We start from the raw sequence: 15,683 nt of genomic DNA on the forward strand, positions 1-15,683 counted from the left end.
CAGGCCGGTTCAGCGCGTGTCAGGAATGGACGCGTTTGCGGAGCACCTCGATGCGCGCCTGCAGCTGGGCGACCGTCGCGTGCGAGACGGCAGGGCCCCCGCAGATGCGGCGCAGCTCCGCGTGCACCAGGCCGTGCGCCTCGCCGGTCTGCCGCGCGTAGAGGCCGACGAGGCTGTTCAGCAGCTGCCGCTGCTCCTTGAGCGTGCGGTGCAGCGCCTGCGGCAGCGCCGGCTCCGCTTCGGTGGGAGCGGCGCGCTCCTGCGCCTCCCGCGCGGAGCGGTGGCGGGACTGCCGCGACACGCGCGACATCAGCACCTCGTGCACCTGGTCGGGCTCGAGCAGGCCGGGGATGCCGAGGAACTCCTCCTCTTCGAGCGAGCCGGGCACCGCGAGCTGTCCGAACTCCTTGCCGTCGAACAGCACGCGGTCGAAGTGAGCCTGAGAGCCGAGTGCCTGGTACTCGAACTCCTCCTCGAGGGCGTCGGACGCCTTGTCCTCGCGCTCGGCGGCGTTCATGAGGTCTTCTTCGGCGTTCCACTCGTCGTCGCCGTCGGAGTCGCGATCCAGCGCGTGGTCGCGCTGCGCCTCCATCTCGCTCGCGAGTGCCAGCAGCTGCGGCACGTTCGGCAGGAAGACGCTCGCGGTCTCGCCGCGGCGGCGGGCACGCACGAAGCGGCCGATGGCCTGCGCGAAGAAGAGCGGGGTCGAGGCGCTGGTCGCGTACACGCCGACTGCGAGCCGCGGCACGTCCACGCCCTCCGACACCATGCGCACCGCCACCATCCAGCGGCTCGTCGATGTCGAGAACTCCTCGATGCGGCTGGATGCCTCGGCCTCATCGGAGAGCACCACCGTCGGCGGCTCGCCGCTCAGCTGATGCAGGATCGCGGCGTAGGCGCGCGCGGCGGTCTGGTCCGTCGCGATCACCAGGCCGCCGGCATCCGGAACATGCTCCCGCACCTCGGTGAGACGGCGGTCGGCCGAGCGCAGCACCGCGGGGATCCAGTCGCCCTCGGGATCCAGTGCGGTGCGCCACGCCTGCGACGTGATGTCCTTGGTGTTGTCCTGCCCGAGCTGGGCCTCCATCTCCTCGCCGCTCTTGGTGCGCCACCGCATCTGGCCGGCGTAGACGAGGAACAGGACCGGACGCACGACGCCGTCTTCGAGTGCGCGTCCGTAGCCGTACGCGTAGTCGGTGCGCGAGACGCGGATGCCCTTGGAGTCGGGGTGGTACTCGACGAACGGGATGGGCGCGGTGTCGCTGCGAAACGGCGTGCCGCTGAGCAGCAGCCGTCGGGTGGCGCGGCCGTACGCCTCGCGGAGCGCATCGCCCCAGCTCAGGGCGTCGCCGCCGTGGTGCACCTCGTCGAGGACGACGAGCGTGCGCGCATCCATCGTCAGGCGCTGGTGGACGGATGCCTTCACCGCGACCTGCGCGTACGTCACAGCCACGCCGTGGTACTGACGGGCGGGTGCGACGTGGCGGTTGCTGAACGCCGGGTCGAGACGGATGCCGACGCGCGCCGCCGCATCGGCCCACTGGGTCTTCAGGTGCTCGGTGGGGGCCACCACGACGATGCGGTCGACGATCCGACGGCGGAGCAGCTCGCTCGCGAGGCGCAACGCGAATGTCGTCTTGCCGGCGCCCGGGGTCGCCGCGGCCAGGAAGTCGCGGGGGCCGGCGCCGGCGCCGTCGGGCCCGTCGAGCGAGAAGTACAGGTCGAGCGCTTCGGCCTGCCAGGCGCGAAGGCGCTGCGCGGTGCCCCAGGGGGCGCGCTGCGGGTACGTGGGCGAGAGGTGCTCGGCCGCGAAGCTGCCGATGTGAGGCTCGGCCGCGTGGGTGTCGGAGGTGTCGGAGGTGCGGGCGTCGGCGCGCGATTCGATCGTCGTTTCGTCCGTCACCGAATGCCCCTCCCCCGTAGACAACGAGTCACCACGATAGACGACCGGCACGACATCGAGGGTCGGCGTCCGGGGGTAGCCTGACTCTCGGTCACGAGCCGAGGACCGGAGGAAGCATGCTCACCACAGAAGATGCCCGCACGCCGCAAGGCGACAACGCAGGACCGCACCCGTGGCGGCGTTACGTCGCGATCGGCGACTCGTTCACCGAGGGCGTCGGCGACCCCGAGCCGGCGGCGGCGAACGGCCTCCGCGGCTGGGCCGACCGTGTGGCCGAGGTGCTGTCGGAGCAGGTGGACGACTTCGCCTACGCCAATCTCGCCGTCCGCGGCCGCCTCATCGGCCAGATCGTCCGGGAGCAGATCGAGCCGGCGATCGCCCTGAAACCCGACCTGGTGACCTTCTCGGCGGGGGGCAACGACGTCATCCGTCCGAACAGCGATCCCGACCGGGTGGCACAGCTCTTCGAGGACGCGGTCGTGCGCCTCTCGCGCGACGGTGCGACAGTCGTCGTCTTCACCGGCATCGACACGGCGTTCACGCCGGTGTTCCGCGGCATCCGCGGCAAGGTGGCGATCTACAACGAGAACATCCGCGCGATCGCCGACCGGTACGACTGCATCGTGGCCGACCAGTGGGCGCTGAAAGAGGTGCAGGACATGCGCTTCTTCGACGACGATCGCCTCCACTACAACGCGCTGGGCCATCACGAGGTGGCGCGCATGGTGCTGCGGGCGCTCAACGTGCCGAACGATCTGCAGCCGATGCAGCCCGACCCGCTCCCGCTCCGCACCTGGCGCGAGGCTCGCGCCGTCGATCTCGTCTGGGCGCGCGAATACCTCGTGCCCTGGGTCCTGCGGCGCCTGCGCCACCAGTCTTCGGGCGACGCCATCACGGCGAAGCGTCCCGATCCACTGCCGGTCACGAGCACTCTGCCGGAGGCCGATTCGTCGTCCCTCCCGTCTCTCAGTCCTGAGGCTGCGGCCTCCCGCGGCGAGGAGGACTGAGATGAGCGTGCATCTTCTGACCGGAGCGGGCTCCGGCATCGGCGCGGCGCTCGCCGACCGGCTGGCCGAGCGCGGCGACGACCTGTGGCTTCTCGCCCGCGACGCCGGCCGGGCTGCGCAGCTGCGCGAGCGGTTCCCGGGCGCGCAGACCCTGGTGGGCGACCTCGCGGAGCCCTCCCGGCTGTCGTGGGCCTTCGGCCACCAGAGCACGCCTTCCCGGCTCGACTCGCTGATCCACGTCGCCGGCATCGTCGAGCTGGGCACCGTCGCCGAGACGCCGGTCGGGACGTGGCAGCAGCAGCTCAACGTGAACGCCGTGGCCCCCGCCGAGCTCACGCGGCTCCTGATCACGGCACTCCGGATCTCACGGGGCCAGGTGGTCTTCGTCAACTCGGGTGCCGGTCTTCGCGTCAGCCCGGAGTGGGGCGCGTACGCCGCGAGCAAGTTCGCGGTGCGCGCGATCGCCGACGCGCTGCGCGAGGAGGAACGCGCCAACGGCATCCGGGTGACGACGGTGTACCCGGGTCGCACGGCCACCCCGATGCAGGAGAAGGTGCACCAGCAGGAAGGGGCCGACTACGACGCCTCCCGCTGGATCGATCCGGCGTCGGTCGCCACGACGATCCTGGCGGCGCTCGACCTGCCGCGCGACGCCGAGCTCACCGAGCTCACCGTGCGACCGGGCGCCTGAGGCTCACCGGACGACGGCGGTTCAGCGGGCGCGGAGCTCCCACAGCGCGACCGCGCTAGCCGCAGCGACGTTGAGCGAATCGACGTGCCCCGCCATGGGGATCGTGACGACGACGTCGGCGACCCGGAGAGCGCGCCGCGACAGGCCGTCGCCCTCGGAGCCGAGGATCAGCGCCAACCTGTCCGGCCGACGCGCGCGGAATTCGTCGAGAGGCACCGCGTCGTCGGCGAGCGCGAGAGCGGCGAGCGAGAATCCGGCCCCGTGGAGCACGTCGCGCGCCTCGCCCCATTCGGGCAGGCGGGTCCACGGCACCTGGAACACCGTCCCCATGCTCACCCGCACGCTCCGCCGGTACAGCGGGTCGGCGCAGCGGGGGCTGACGAGCACCGCATCGGCACCGAGCCCGGCCGCCGCCCTGAAGATGGCGCCGACGTTGGTGTGATCGACGATGTCCTCGAGCACGACGACGAGCTGGGCGTCGGCGACGACGTCGGCCACGTCCGGCAGCACCGGCCGATGCATCGCGGCGAGCGCGCCGCGATGCACGGCGTACCCGGTCAAGGTCTCGGCGATCTCCGGAGCGACGACGTATACCGGCACCGCTGCGTCCGCGAGGACCTGCTCGATGTCGGCGAGCCACTTCTCCTGCACGAGCACCGACCGGGGACGGTGCCCTGCCGCGAGCGCTCGGGCGATGACTTTGGCCGACTCCGCGATGTAGAGACCGCCCTCGGGCTCGAGCACGCGCCGGAGGGCGACATCCGTGAGGTCACGGTAGTCCGCGAGCCGTACGTCTGAGGCGTCGGTGATATGGATCGCGTGCATCGGGTCCATCGTCGCACGGCGCGGGCCGGCTCACCCGCGCGTGCCGACCGCCGTCCAGGCGCGCGCGGTGACGGCGAACGCGCCTTCACCCAGTTCGTCGCGCAGCGCGTGCTCCAGGCGCGACACGCGGGCGTCATCGAGCGACGCGACATACCGACCGGCCGGACCGACGCCCAGCAGGAAGGGCTCCCACCATTCGTCGAAGCCGCCGAAGACCACCGTCGTCTCGACGATCGTCTGCGTCACGGCGCGCAGTCCCGCGCGTTCGAAGATGTCGACCAGCTGCCCTTCGGCGGCACCGCTGAGGGAGGCCTCCCCCCGCGCGCCGTCGTCGAGGCGGTGTGCGAGGCGCCAGAAGTCCGAGAGCGGCCCGCCGCCACCGGCGTGATCCCACACGCACGCCGAGACACGGCCGCCTTCCGCCGTCACCCGCGCCATCTCGGTCACGCCCCGCACGGGGTCCTGCATGAAGTGCACGACGAGCTGCGCGAGTGCGGCACCGAACTCCGCGTCGCCGAAGGGAAGGTCCTCGGCGGCCGCGGCCCGCACGTCCACACCGGGACATGCCTCCACGGCGGCAGTGACGAACACCGGCTCAGGATCCACGGCGCTGACCGCCGGGGCGCCTCGGCGGCTCACGAGCTCGCGCGTGAGCATGCCAGGACCGCAGCCGACGTCGAGCACGCGCGCGCCCGGGTCGACGCCGTCGAGCCCGACGGTCGCGAACTCTCGCGCCAACGGCGTCGAGAAGCGGCCCATGAAGCGCGCGTACGCCTCAGCGCTGACACCTCCGAAGCTGCCCACGCGCTCATCCTGGCACGAGGGGCGGCGCCGTAACATCCCGGAAAACCGAGGGGCCTACACTCGACGCGAAGGGGGTGCGCCGTGACGACGATCGCGACCGGCTTTGACGCACGGACGACGGATGCCGTCACCGCCGCCCTCGCCACGCTCTCAGGCCGCCGCATCGCGGTGCTGACCGGTGCCGGTGTCTCGACCGATTCGGGCATCCCCGACTATCGCGGCGCGGGTGCGCCGGTGCGCACGCCGATGACGGTCGAGCAGTTCCTCTCCAGCGATGCCTCGCGGCGCCGGTACTGGGTGGGCAGCCACCTCGGCTGGAAGGCGTTCGCGGCGGCCGAGCCCAACGCCGGTCATCGCGCCATCGCAGACCTCGAGGCGCGGGGCCTGGCCACCGGCGTCGTGACCCAGAACGTCGACGGCCTGCATGTGCGCGCCGGAAGCCGGCGCGTGGTCGAACTGCACGGCACGATGCGCCGCATCTTCTGCACGCACTGCGGCCAGGTGTTCGATCGCCGTGACCTCGCTCGCCGCGTCGAGGACGACAATCCGTGGATCACCGTGCCCGAGAACGTCGCGCTCGGCCCCGACGGCGACGTGCTCCCCGAGAGCACCGAGGGGTTCCGCATTCCCGCCTGCAGCGTCTGCGGAGGGATGCTCAAGCCCGATGTCGTGTTCTTCGGCGAGTTCATCCCCGCCGAGAAGTTCCGCGAAGCGGAGCAGCTCGTGCACACGAGCGAAGCGCTCGTCGTCGCCGGCTCGTCGCTCGTCGTCAACTCCGGCATCCGGCTCCTCGAGCGCGCCCGTCGCCGACGTCTCCCCGTCGTCATCGTGAATCGCGGCGCGACACGCGCAGACGCCCGCGCGACGGTCAAGATCGATGCCGGCACGAGCGAGGTCCTCCGGGCTCTGGCCGACGGGCTGCCCCAGCTCTCCTGACGGATCGCCCATGCAGGCGCCCCGGGTAGGCTCGGGGGGTGACCGCCCTGATCCTGATCCGCCACGGCGAGACCGACTGGAACCGCGACCGGCGCATCCAGGGCGCGACTGACATCCCCCTCAACGACACCGGCCGCGCACAGGCGCGCGCCACCGCGGCGGCGCTGCGCGGGCGCCTGGGAGGTGCTGATCGACCGGCAGGGGCGATCCCCGCGACGATCGTCTCGAGCGATCTCGCCCGTGCGCGCGAGACGGCGGAGATCATCGCCGCCGAGCTGGGGCTGGCCGCTCCCCGGGCCTACCGTGGGCTCCGGGAGCGGGCGTACGGCGACGCGGAAGGCGTCGGGCTGGACGAGTTCCGCGAGCGGTGGGGCGACTCGTACACCGCCGAGGTGCCCGGAGCCGAGCCGTGGACCGACCTGCGCACCCGCGGCATCGCCGCGCTCGGCCGGGCCGTCCGCGACCATCGCCGCGCCACCGCGCCCGCTGCCTCCTCGTTGATCGTCGTCAGCCACGGTGCGCTCATCCGCGAGATGATCCGGCACGCCACCGCCGACGAACTGCCTCCCGCCGGCGAGCGGCTCCTCAACGGATCCGCCCATGACTTCGTCTACGAGCGCGATCACCTCAGGCTCGTCGCCTACGCGGGGCTCGTGACCTAGGCTCGGCGCCTAGGCTCGGCGCCCGGGCCGCGCCCGCCGCCATCCACGAGTAGGCGCAGTGAGCGCGCGCCCGGCGCTCATCCGTTCGCGCGGGACAGGACGCCGCGCGCATGGCGCAGCACCGGCTCGTCGACCATTCGTCCCTGGTACGAGAACACGCCTCGCTCGGTCTGCGCCGCGCCGAGCACGGCACGCGCCCACGCGACGGCCTTCTCATCGGGACGATAGGCCGCGCGGATGATGGCGACCTGGCTCGGGTGGATGCAGGCGGTGGCGCGGAATCCGGATGCCGCGGCATCCGCTGCCTCGATGGCCAGGCGCTTGGCGTCGTCGATGTCGAGGTGGACCGCGTCGATCGCGGCCTTGCCGCGGGCGCCCGCCGCGAGGAGGACGCGCGAGCGGGCGTAGCGGGCGATGTCGCGGTAGCGCCCGTTGGGCTTGCGGCTGGACGTGCCGCCGAGGCTCGCGACGAGGTCCTCCGCTCCCCACATCATCGCCACGACGTTGTCGAGGGCGGCGATGCGGTCCGCCTGCGCGACGCCCTTCGCCGTCTCGCACAGGGCGACGACCTGGAACCGCGCGTCGATGCGGCCGATGCGCTTGGGCGACTCGGACTTGGCCACCATGATGCGCCGGTAGTCGGTCTGCGAGAGCGTCGCCATGTCGGCGGTGAACTCGTCGGACTCCGGCGGGTTGACGCGCACGATGACGCGCGCCGGGTCGAGCTCCGACTCGATCAGGTGGCCCCGGGCCGCCGTCTTGTCGGAGGGCGCCACCGCATCCTCGAGGTCGAGGATGACGGCGTCCGCACGATCGAACGCTTTACCGTACCGTTCCGGGCGGTCCGCGGGGCAGAACAGCAGCGCGGGGCCGAGGTCGAAGCTCATGGGGTCCTCTCGGGGATCTGGGGTGCGCACCACATCAGGGCGGTCCGCGTGGCGAGCGCGACGACATCACCGCGCTGGTTGCGTCCGGTGTGGCGCAGCGTCACGATGCCCTGCCCGGGACGGGATGCCGAGAGCCGCTTGTCGACGACCTCCGTCTCGGTGTACAGCGTGTCGCCGTGGAACAGGGGCGCGGGGAACGAGATGTCGGTGAGTCCGAGCTGCGCCACGAGCGTTCCCTGCGTGATCTGCGAGACGGATGCCCCGACCATCGTCGCCAGCGTCCACATGGAGTTCATGAGGCGCTGGCCGAACGGCTGCGACTCCGAGAACGCGGCATCCAGGTGCAGCGCCTGCGTGTTCATGGTGAGCGACGAGAACAGGACGTTATCGGCCTCCGTTGCGGTGCGACCGGGGCGATGCAGGTACGTCGCGCCGACGACGAGCTCGTCGTAGTACAGGCCCCGTTGGATGATCGCGGTCGTCTCGTCGGTCACTCCTGTCACGCTACCCTCACGCCACGCCCAGCGCCCGTGCGATCACGAGCAGCTGCACCTCGTTCGTGCCCTCGCCGATCTCGAGGATCTTCGAGTCGCGGTAGTGGCGCGCGACCGGGTACTCGTTCATGAACCCGTTGCCGCCGAAGATCTGGGTCGCGTCGCGCGCGTTGTCCATCGCCGCGTCGCTGGCGGTGAGCTTGGCGATCGCCGCCTCGGTCTTGAACGGCTTTCCGGCGTCGCGCAGCCGCGCGGCGTGGTGCCACGCGAGGCGCGCGTTGTGCACGCGCAGCTGCATGCGGGCGAGGAGGAACTGGATGCCCTGGCGCGTGGCGAGCGCGTCGCCGAACACGGTGCGCTTCTTGGCGTAGTCGACCGCGGCCTCCAGGCATCCTTCCGCCGCACCGGTCGACAGCGCCGCGATCGCGATGCGTCCCTCGTCCAGGATGTGGAGGAAGTTCGCGAAGCCGCGACCTCGCTCGCCGAGGAGATTCCCCTCGGGCACCCGCGCGTCCTGGAACGTCAGCGGATGCGTGTCGGAGGCGTGCCATCCGACCTTGTCGTAACCCGGCTCGACGGTGAAACCCGGTGTGCCGGACGGCACGATGATGGTCGAGATCTGCTTGCGGCCGTCCTGCTCCCCCGTGACAGCGGTGACGGTGACGAACCGGGTGATCGACGTCCCCGAGTTGGTGATGAACTGCTTCGAGCCGTTGATCACCCACTCACCGCCCTCGAGCCTCGCCGCGGTGCGGGTGGCGCCGGCGTCCGAGCCCGCCTCGGGCTCGGTGAGCCCGAAGCCCGCGAGCGCCCTGCCCGCCAGCAGATCGGGCAGGAGCGCCTGCTTCTGCTCCTCCGTGCCGAAGCGGAACACCGGCATCGCACCGAGGCTGACGCCGGCCTCGAGCGTGATGGCGAGGGACTGGTCGACACGGCCGAGCGCCTCGATCGCGAGGCAGAGTGCGAAGTAGTCGCCACCCTGCCCGCCGTACTCCTCGGGGAACGGCAGCCCGAACAGCCCGAGCTCCCCCATCTGCGCGACGACGTCCATCGGCAGGGTCTTCGTGCGATCGGCCTCGTAGGCCTGCGGGGCGACGACCTCGTCGGCGAAGTCGCGCACCATGCGGGCGAGCTCTCGCTCGTCGTCGGTCAGGTTGGAGTGGTCCATGGCTTCCTCGGGTTTCAGGAGGGGGTGTCGGATGCCTCGTGGGCGGGTTCTGCGGCGGTGACGTGGGCGAGCACCTGGTCGCGGCGCACCTGTTCGCCGGTGGCGACATCGAGTCGCACCACGCCTGCGTGGGGCGCGACGACCGGGTGCTCCATCTTCATGGCCTCGATCGTCACGATGCGGTCGCCGGCGGCGACGGCCGCTCCGTCGGCGACGTGGAGCGCCACGACAGCCCCCGGCATGGGGGCGCGCAGCTCCGGGTCGGTGGCGGCGGCGGCGCGATCGCGTGCGGCGAGGCGCTTCTCCATCGCCTCCCGGCGGGTGAGGGGGCGAAGGCGGTGGGTGGCGCCGTCGGCGTGCACCCAGAGCCACCCGTCGCCGTCCGTGGCGACGACCACGCCGGGCGGGAGGGATCGCCCGATCGGCCGCGCGCCCCACCGGCCGGCGCCGGTCGAGGCGGTCGCCTCCGGCCGGCGTGCGCCGACGGAGACCAGCGGCGCTGCGCCCAGATCAGGCGCAGCGAGGACGGCGATCCCGCCGTCCTCCGACTCGACCGCGACCGTGCGAGGAGCCGGTGCACTCCCCGCGCGCCAGCCGGTGCCGGCGAGCCACAGCGGGCCGGCCGCTGCACGGACCGGCTCGCCCGCGCGCACGCGCGCGAGCTCTCCGGCCAGGGCAGCGGCGGCGAGCGCCGTCTCCCCCGGTTCCGGGGCCGTGTACGGCGGGAGGCGGTCGATCAGGCCGGTGTCCATACCGCCCGACCGCACTCCCGGATCGGCCAGCAGTTCGCGCAGGAACCCGATGTTGCTCTCTACGCCGAGGAGCACGGTCTCGGCGAGCGCGGCGTCGAGCCGCTCGATCGCCTGCGCGCGATCGTCGCCGTGGGCGATGACCTTGGCGATCATCGGGTCGTAGTCCGACGAGACCACGCTCCCCGACTCCACCGCGGCATCCGTCCGCACGTCGACAGGCTCACGCCACACCAGCACCTCCCCGGTCGCCGGCAGGAAGCCGCGCTCGGGGCTCTCGGCGTACACGCGAGCCTCGATGGCATGACCCTCGAGGCGAACAGCGTCCTGCGTGAGCGCGAGCGGACGGCCCGCCGCGACCAGGAGCTGCTGCTCGACCAGGTCGATCCCGGTGACGAGTTCCGTCACCGGGTGCTCGACCTGCAGTCGCGTGTTCATCTCGATGAAGAAGAACTCATCGGGGCGGTCGCCGGCCACGAGGAACTCGACGGTGCCGGCGCCGCGGTAGTCGACGCTCTCGGCGGCAGCGCACGCTGCGGCTCCGAGGCGCGCGCGGGTGGCGGCATCCACCACCGGCGAGGGGGCCTCCTCGATGACCTTCTGATGCCGTCGCTGCAGCGTGCACTCCCGCTCACCCAGGTGGATGACCGAGCCGTGCGCGTCGGCGAGCACCTGCACCTCGATGTGGCGCGGGCGCTCGAGGAGGCGCTCCAGCAGCAGCGTGTCGTCTCCGAACGCGGCGGCGGCGACCCGGCGCGCGGTCGCGAGAGCATCCGGCAGCTCCGCCGCCGAACGCACGACGTGCATCCCCTTTCCGCCGCCGCCCGCCGACGGCTTGACCAGCAGCGGGTAGCCGGTCTGCCCCGCGGCGACGGCGATGTCGGCATCCGTCATTCCGACGGCACTGAAGCCGGGGACGGTCGGCACGCCGTGTGCGGCGACGTGCTCCTTCGCACGGATCTTGTCGCCCATCACGTCGAGGGCGCGCTCCCCCGGTCCGATGAACACGATCCCGGCGTCGGCGCAGGCGCGCGCGAACCCCGCGTTCTCCGACAGGAACCCGTAGCCCGGATGGATCGCCTCGGCACCCGTCTCGCGGGCGGCCCCGATCACCGCAGCGATGTCGAGATAGGACGCGGATGCCGCAGCCGGCCCGATGCGCACTGCGATGTCCGCCTCCCGCACGTGGGGCGCGTCGGCGTCGGCGTCGCTGTAGACGGCGACGGAACGGATGCGGAGCCGCCGCAGGGTGCGGATCACCCGGCGCGCGATCTCGCCGCGGTTGGCGACGAGCACGGTTGAGAACCCTTCGACAGGCTCAGGGACCGGGAGAACAGGCCCAGGGACCGGGGGAAGTGGAGACGTCATGGGGATCACATCCGGAAGACGCCGAAGCGCGGTTCGGGCAGCGGGGTGCGCGAGACGACGTCCAGCGCCAGTCCGAGCAGGTCGCGGGTGTCGAGCGGATCGACGACGCCGTCGTCCCAGAGCCGGGCGGTGGCGTAGTAAGGGCTCCCCTGCTCCTCGTACTGCGCACGGATCGGCGCCTCGAACGCCGCCTGGTCCGTCTGCGACCACTCCTCGCCGCGGGCCTCCAGCTGATCGCGCTTCACGGTGGAGAGCACCGACGCGGCCTGGTTCCCGCCCATCACCGAGATGCGGCTCGCCGGCCAGGTCCAGAGGAACCGCGGCGAGTACGCCCGGCCGCACATCGAGTAGTTGCCGGCCCCGAACGAGCCGCCGATCACGACGGTGAGCTTGGGCACCCGCGTGGTGGCGACGGCGGTGACCATCTTCGCGCCGTCCTTCGCGATGCCGCCGGCCTCGGCATCCCGTCCCACCATGAAGCCGGAGATGTTCTGCAGGAAGAGCAGGGGTGTGCCTCGCTGGTCGCACAGCTCGATGAAGTGGGCGCCCTTCTGCGCGGATTCGCTGAACAGCACGCCGTTGTTGGCGACGACGCCGACGGGGTGGCCGTGGATCCGTGCGAAGCCGGTGACCAGCGTGTCGCCGTAATCGCGCTTGAACTCGTGGAACTCGCTCCCGTCGACGAGCCGGGCGATGACCTCGCGCACGTTGTAGGGCTGGTTGACGTCGACGGGGACGACGCCATACAGATCGGACGGGTCGACGGCGGGCGGGACGCTCGCCACGACATCCCACGCGGGCGCTGCCGGAAGCGGCAGGGTGGCGACGATGTCGCGGACGATCTCGAGGGCGTGCTCGTCGTCCTCGGCGAGGTGGTCGACGACGCCCGAGCGGCGGGCGTGCAGCTCTCCCCCGCCGAGCTCCTCTGCGGTGACGACCTCGCCGATGGCCGCCTTCACGAGCGGCGGTCCGCCGAGGAAGATCGTGCCCTGGCCCCGGACGATCACCGTCTCATCGCTCATGGCAGGCACGTACGCGCCTCCCGCGGTGCAGGAGCCGAGGACCGCGGCGATCTGCGGGACGCCGGCGGCCGAGAGCCGCGCCTGGTTGAAGAAGATGCGCCCGAAGTGGTCGCGGTCGGGGAACACCTCGTCCTGCATGGGCAGGAACGCGCCGCCCGAGTCGACGAGATAGATGCATGGCAGGCGGTTCTCGAACGCGATCTCCTGGGCGCGGAGGTGCTTCTTCACGGTCAGCGGGTAGTACGTGCCGCCCTTGACGGTGGCATCGTTGCAGACGACCATCACCTGGCGGCCGTGGACGAGTCCGATTCCGGCGATGACGCCGGCGGCCGGCGCCTCGCCGCCGTACAGCCCTTCTGCAGCGAGCGGTGCGATCTCGATGAAGGGACTCCCCTCGTCCAGCAGCCGCGTGACGCGGTCCCGGGGCAACAGCTTGCCCCGAGCGACATGGCGCTCGCGGGAGGCGGCGGGTCCGCCGAGGGATGCCGCGGCGAGCCGCTCTCGCAACCCCCGGGCCAGCTCCGCCTGCGCTTCATGGGTGCGCGTGAAGGCCCCGTCATGCACCGCTGCGGTGCTCAGCACGCTCATCTGCGCCTCCCGTGTCATCCGCGTCGACGTCACGATCGGATCACGTCCGTTGTCCTGACGCGATCGAATTGGTTAGTGTTCACTAACTGAACCTCAGGTTAGCGATCCTTAACTGAAATGACAAGCGGAGAACTGACATGACGAACGCCGCCACCGACCGCCATCGCGCGAAGGCCGACCGCCACGCGGCCATCCTCCGTGAGGCGGCGACGCTGTTCGCCGAACGCGGCTTCAGCGGTGTCAGCCTCGAAGACATCGGCGGAGCGGTGGGCGTCAGCGGACCGGCGCTCTACCGGCACTTCGCCAACAAGCAGGCGCTGCTCGGAGCCATCCTCGTCGAAGTCAGCGAGCGGCTCCTCGCGGGCGGCCAGGCGGTGCTGTCGGACCACGACGCACCCACCGACCAGCTCGATGCCATCATCGCGTTCCACGTCGAGTTCGCCCTGCGCGACGCCGACGTCATCCGGGTGCAGGATCGCGATCTCGCCAGCCTCAGCGACACCGACCGCCACACCGTCCGCCGCCTCCAGCGCGAGTATGTGGAGGTGTGGATCGGCATCCTCTCGACCATCCACCCGGAGCGAGACGAGGAGGATCTGCGCGTACGCGCGCATGCCTGCTTCGGACTCATCAACTCGACGCCCCACACGGTGCGCGCGGCGCGGGCGCGCTCCGGCGACCGGGACGTGCGCGGCATCCTCCGCTCGATGGCGCGCGCTTCGCTCACGGCCTGACCGGTCCGGTTGGCCTAACCTGGACGAACCATGGCGGGGGACGGCCACACGGACGACGCGCAGCCGGAGGTGTCCGGCGACGCGGAACGAGTCGTGCGCCCGCGCGCAGAGAGCAGCGACAGCTCGCGGCGCGACTTCCTGAAGCTCGGTGGCATCGCCACGGCGGGGCTCGTGGTCGGCGGCGCAGTCGGCGCGGCGGCGGGTGCCGCCATCGGCCACGAGCTCGGCGTGCGCGAGGGATCGCTCGACCTGGCTGCCCTGCCCGCGCGCTCCGAGCCCGGCTTCGATCATGTCGTCGTCGTCATGGGCGAGAACCGCTCGTTCGACAACCTCCTCGGCTGGCTGTACACGCCCGACACCCTCCCCGATGGTGCGACGTTCGACGGGCTCGCTTTCGGCGACTACGCCAACACCGCCCCGAACGGCGAGCGGATCGTGGCGCACACCTACAGCGGCCCCACCGACGAGGTGATGGGGCGCCCGAACCCCGATCCCGGCGAAGAGTTCCCACACGTCAACACGCAGCTGTTCGGCACGGTGGATCCCGCGTCGAATGCGACCAGCCAGGTCGGCGACATGACGGCGCCCTTCAACGCGCCGTCCTCCGCCACCGCGGCGACGATGAGCGGATTCGTCCGCGACTACTGGAACAACGTCGAGCGGCTGCGCCGCGGCCAGGCGCCCACGGTGGAGGAGGCGACCCACATCATGGGCAGTTTCTCCCCCGAGCAGCTGCCCGTGCTCTCGACGCTGGCCAAGGGCTTCGCGGTCTTCGACGCCTGGTTCGCCGCGGTCCCGTCGCAGACCTACTGCAACCGGTCGTTCTTCCACGCCTCGACCTCGCACGGCTTCGTCACCAACAAGCACGGCGGCGGCTACGACAAATGGCTCGACGCGCCGCCGGCGCCGACCGTCTTCAACCGGCTCGAGGAGGCGGGCCTCTCGTGGAAGATCTACTTCGACGAGATGCAGCTGGTGTCGCTGACGGGGATCATGCACGCTCCTGTGCTCGAGCAGTACTGGCGCACCGGTCGGTTCGGCCATATGTCGGAGTTCGCCGAGGACGCGGCAGCCGGCCGCCTGCCGGCCTACGCGTTCATCGAGCCGCGGATGGTCTACAACCACAACGACTTCCATCCGCCCTTCGGCGTGTACCGCGAGAGCGACGTCGACGGCGCCCCGGTGCTCGACTCCGCCATCTCCGATGTGCGCGCCGGCGAGAAGCTCATCGCGGACGTCTACAACGCCATCAGGTCGAGTGCCACCCCGGGCGGATCCAACGCAGTGAACACCCTGCTCCTGATCACCTTCGACGAGCATGGCGGCACCTACGACCACGTCCCTCCTCCCGCCGCCGTCCCCCCGGTCGCCGACGATGTGCCCGGCGAGATGGGCTTCACGTTCGACCGCCTCGGCGTGCGGGTGCCCGCGATCGCGGTGTCGGCGTACACGCGCAGCGGAACGATCGTGCACGACGAGATGCACCACGGCGCGGTGATGGCGACCCTCGCGCGTCTGCACGGCCTGCGCCCGCTCACCCGGCGGGACGCGACGGCGCGCGACCTGTTCTCGGTGGTCAATCTCGACGCTCCCCGGGATCCGTCGACGTGGCCCGTCGTGCACCCCATGTACGTGCCGCCGAATCCGCACGAGGACGAGCGGATCGACCTCCGCGACGGCGCGCACAAGGACAAGCCGCTGAGTCCGCCCGGCCGCGGACTGCTGGGCCTGCTGCTCGCGCGCTACGCACCGCCCGGTGCGCCGGAGCCCGAGACCTACGCCGAGGCGTACGAGGTGCTCCAGAAGCACGGTCTCGGCCTGTTCTACCCGAAGAAGAGCTGACCG

The 15,683-nt window shown here is 71.4% G+C and carries 14 protein-coding genes; 6 read left to right on the forward strand and 8 right to left on the reverse strand.

What is annotated here, in order from left to right; translation table 11 throughout:
• Positions 1-19 precede the first annotated feature (19 nt).
• Complete coding sequence (locus ACI3KY_RS01475; protein ID WP_404928464.1) at positions 20-1,885, reverse strand: DEAD/DEAH box helicase; 1,866 nt, start codon at positions 1,883-1,885, stop codon at positions 20-22.
• Between the two features lie 134 nt (positions 1,886-2,019).
• Between ACI3KY_RS01475 and ACI3KY_RS01480 the strand changes: the two genes are divergently transcribed.
• Both ACI3KY_RS01480 and ACI3KY_RS01485 read left to right on the forward strand, forming a co-directional pair.
• Entirely contained in the window at positions 2,020-2,910 is an 891-nt protein-coding gene (locus tag ACI3KY_RS01480) for an SGNH/GDSL hydrolase family protein (protein ID WP_404928428.1), read from the forward strand.
• Between the two features lies 1 nt (position 2,911).
• On the forward strand, positions 2,912-3,601 hold the full coding sequence (locus ACI3KY_RS01485) for an SDR family oxidoreductase (protein ID WP_404928429.1): 690 nt from the start codon (positions 2,912-2,914) through the stop codon (positions 3,599-3,601).
• A 21-nt stretch (positions 3,602-3,622) separates the two neighbouring features.
• Here the strand turns inward: ACI3KY_RS01485 and ACI3KY_RS01490 are convergent, their stop codons facing one another.
• Together ACI3KY_RS01490 and ACI3KY_RS01495 are read right to left on the reverse strand one after the other, a co-directional pair.
• Positions 3,623-4,426, reverse strand: coding sequence for a TrmH family RNA methyltransferase (locus tag ACI3KY_RS01490; RefSeq protein WP_404928430.1), 804 nt, complete (start codon positions 4,424-4,426; stop codon positions 3,623-3,625).
• A gap of 30 nt (positions 4,427-4,456) precedes the next feature.
• On the reverse strand, positions 4,457-5,230 hold the full coding sequence (locus ACI3KY_RS01495) for a class I SAM-dependent methyltransferase (protein ID WP_404928431.1): 774 nt from the start codon (positions 5,228-5,230) through the stop codon (positions 4,457-4,459).
• 81 nt (positions 5,231-5,311) lie between these two features.
• Between ACI3KY_RS01495 and ACI3KY_RS01500 the strand changes: the two genes are divergently transcribed.
• Both ACI3KY_RS01500 and ACI3KY_RS01505 read left to right on the forward strand, forming a co-directional pair.
• Positions 5,312-6,166: a Sir2 family NAD-dependent protein deacetylase gene (locus ACI3KY_RS01500; protein WP_404928432.1), complete on the forward strand. Its 855-nt coding sequence runs from the start codon at positions 5,312-5,314 to the stop codon at positions 6,164-6,166.
• Positions 6,167-6,204: 38 nt separating this feature from the next.
• Positions 6,205-6,828 (forward strand): histidine phosphatase family protein, encoded by a 624-nt coding sequence (locus ACI3KY_RS01505; protein ID WP_404928433.1) that lies wholly within the window; start codon positions 6,205-6,207, stop codon positions 6,826-6,828.
• A 77-nt stretch (positions 6,829-6,905) separates the two neighbouring features.
• On the opposite strand, the gene ACI3KY_RS01510 is transcribed toward ACI3KY_RS01505, so the two are convergent.
• Genes ACI3KY_RS01510 through ACI3KY_RS01530 form a run of 5 tightly spaced genes read right to left on the reverse strand, consistent with a single transcriptional unit; the run spans position 6,906 to position 13,104 of the window.
• Entirely contained in the window at positions 6,906-7,715 is an 810-nt protein-coding gene (locus tag ACI3KY_RS01510) for an HpcH/HpaI aldolase/citrate lyase family protein (RefSeq protein WP_404928434.1), read from the reverse strand.
• A complete protein-coding gene (locus ACI3KY_RS01515; protein ID WP_404928435.1) occupies positions 7,712-8,209 on the reverse strand; it encodes a MaoC family dehydratase in 498 nt (165 codons plus the stop codon). The genes ACI3KY_RS01510 and ACI3KY_RS01515 overlap by 4 nt, the downstream gene beginning before the upstream one ends.
• 16 nt (positions 8,210-8,225) lie before the next feature.
• The gene (locus ACI3KY_RS01520) at positions 8,226-9,377 is read right to left on the reverse strand and encodes an acyl-CoA dehydrogenase family protein (protein WP_404928436.1); all 1,152 of its coding nucleotides are present in this window, start codon (positions 9,375-9,377) and stop codon (positions 8,226-8,228) included.
• Between the two features lie 14 nt (positions 9,378-9,391).
• Positions 9,392-11,494, reverse strand: a complete 2,103-nt coding sequence (locus tag ACI3KY_RS01525; RefSeq protein ID WP_404928437.1) for an acetyl/propionyl/methylcrotonyl-CoA carboxylase subunit alpha — start codon at positions 11,492-11,494, stop codon at positions 9,392-9,394.
• 5 nt (positions 11,495-11,499) lie between these two features.
• Positions 11,500-13,104, reverse strand: coding sequence for a carboxyl transferase domain-containing protein (locus ACI3KY_RS01530; RefSeq protein WP_404928438.1), 1,605 nt, complete (start codon positions 13,102-13,104; stop codon positions 11,500-11,502).
• A 137-nt stretch (positions 13,105-13,241) separates the two neighbouring features.
• Between ACI3KY_RS01530 and ACI3KY_RS01535 the strand changes: the two genes are divergently transcribed.
• Together ACI3KY_RS01535 and ACI3KY_RS01540 are read left to right on the forward strand one after the other, a co-directional pair.
• Positions 13,242-13,838, forward strand: coding sequence for a TetR/AcrR family transcriptional regulator (locus ACI3KY_RS01535; RefSeq protein ID WP_404928439.1), 597 nt, complete (start codon positions 13,242-13,244; stop codon positions 13,836-13,838).
• Positions 13,839-13,868: 30 nt separating this feature from the next.
• On the forward strand, positions 13,869-15,680 hold the full coding sequence (locus ACI3KY_RS01540) for an alkaline phosphatase family protein (RefSeq protein ID WP_404928440.1): 1,812 nt from the start codon (positions 13,869-13,871) through the stop codon (positions 15,678-15,680).
• The last annotated feature ends 3 nt before the right edge of the window (positions 15,681-15,683 follow it).

This window comes from Microbacterium sp. ZW T2_14, assembly GCF_044987405.1.
GTDB lineage: Bacteria > Actinomycetota > Actinomycetes > Actinomycetales > Microbacteriaceae > Microbacterium.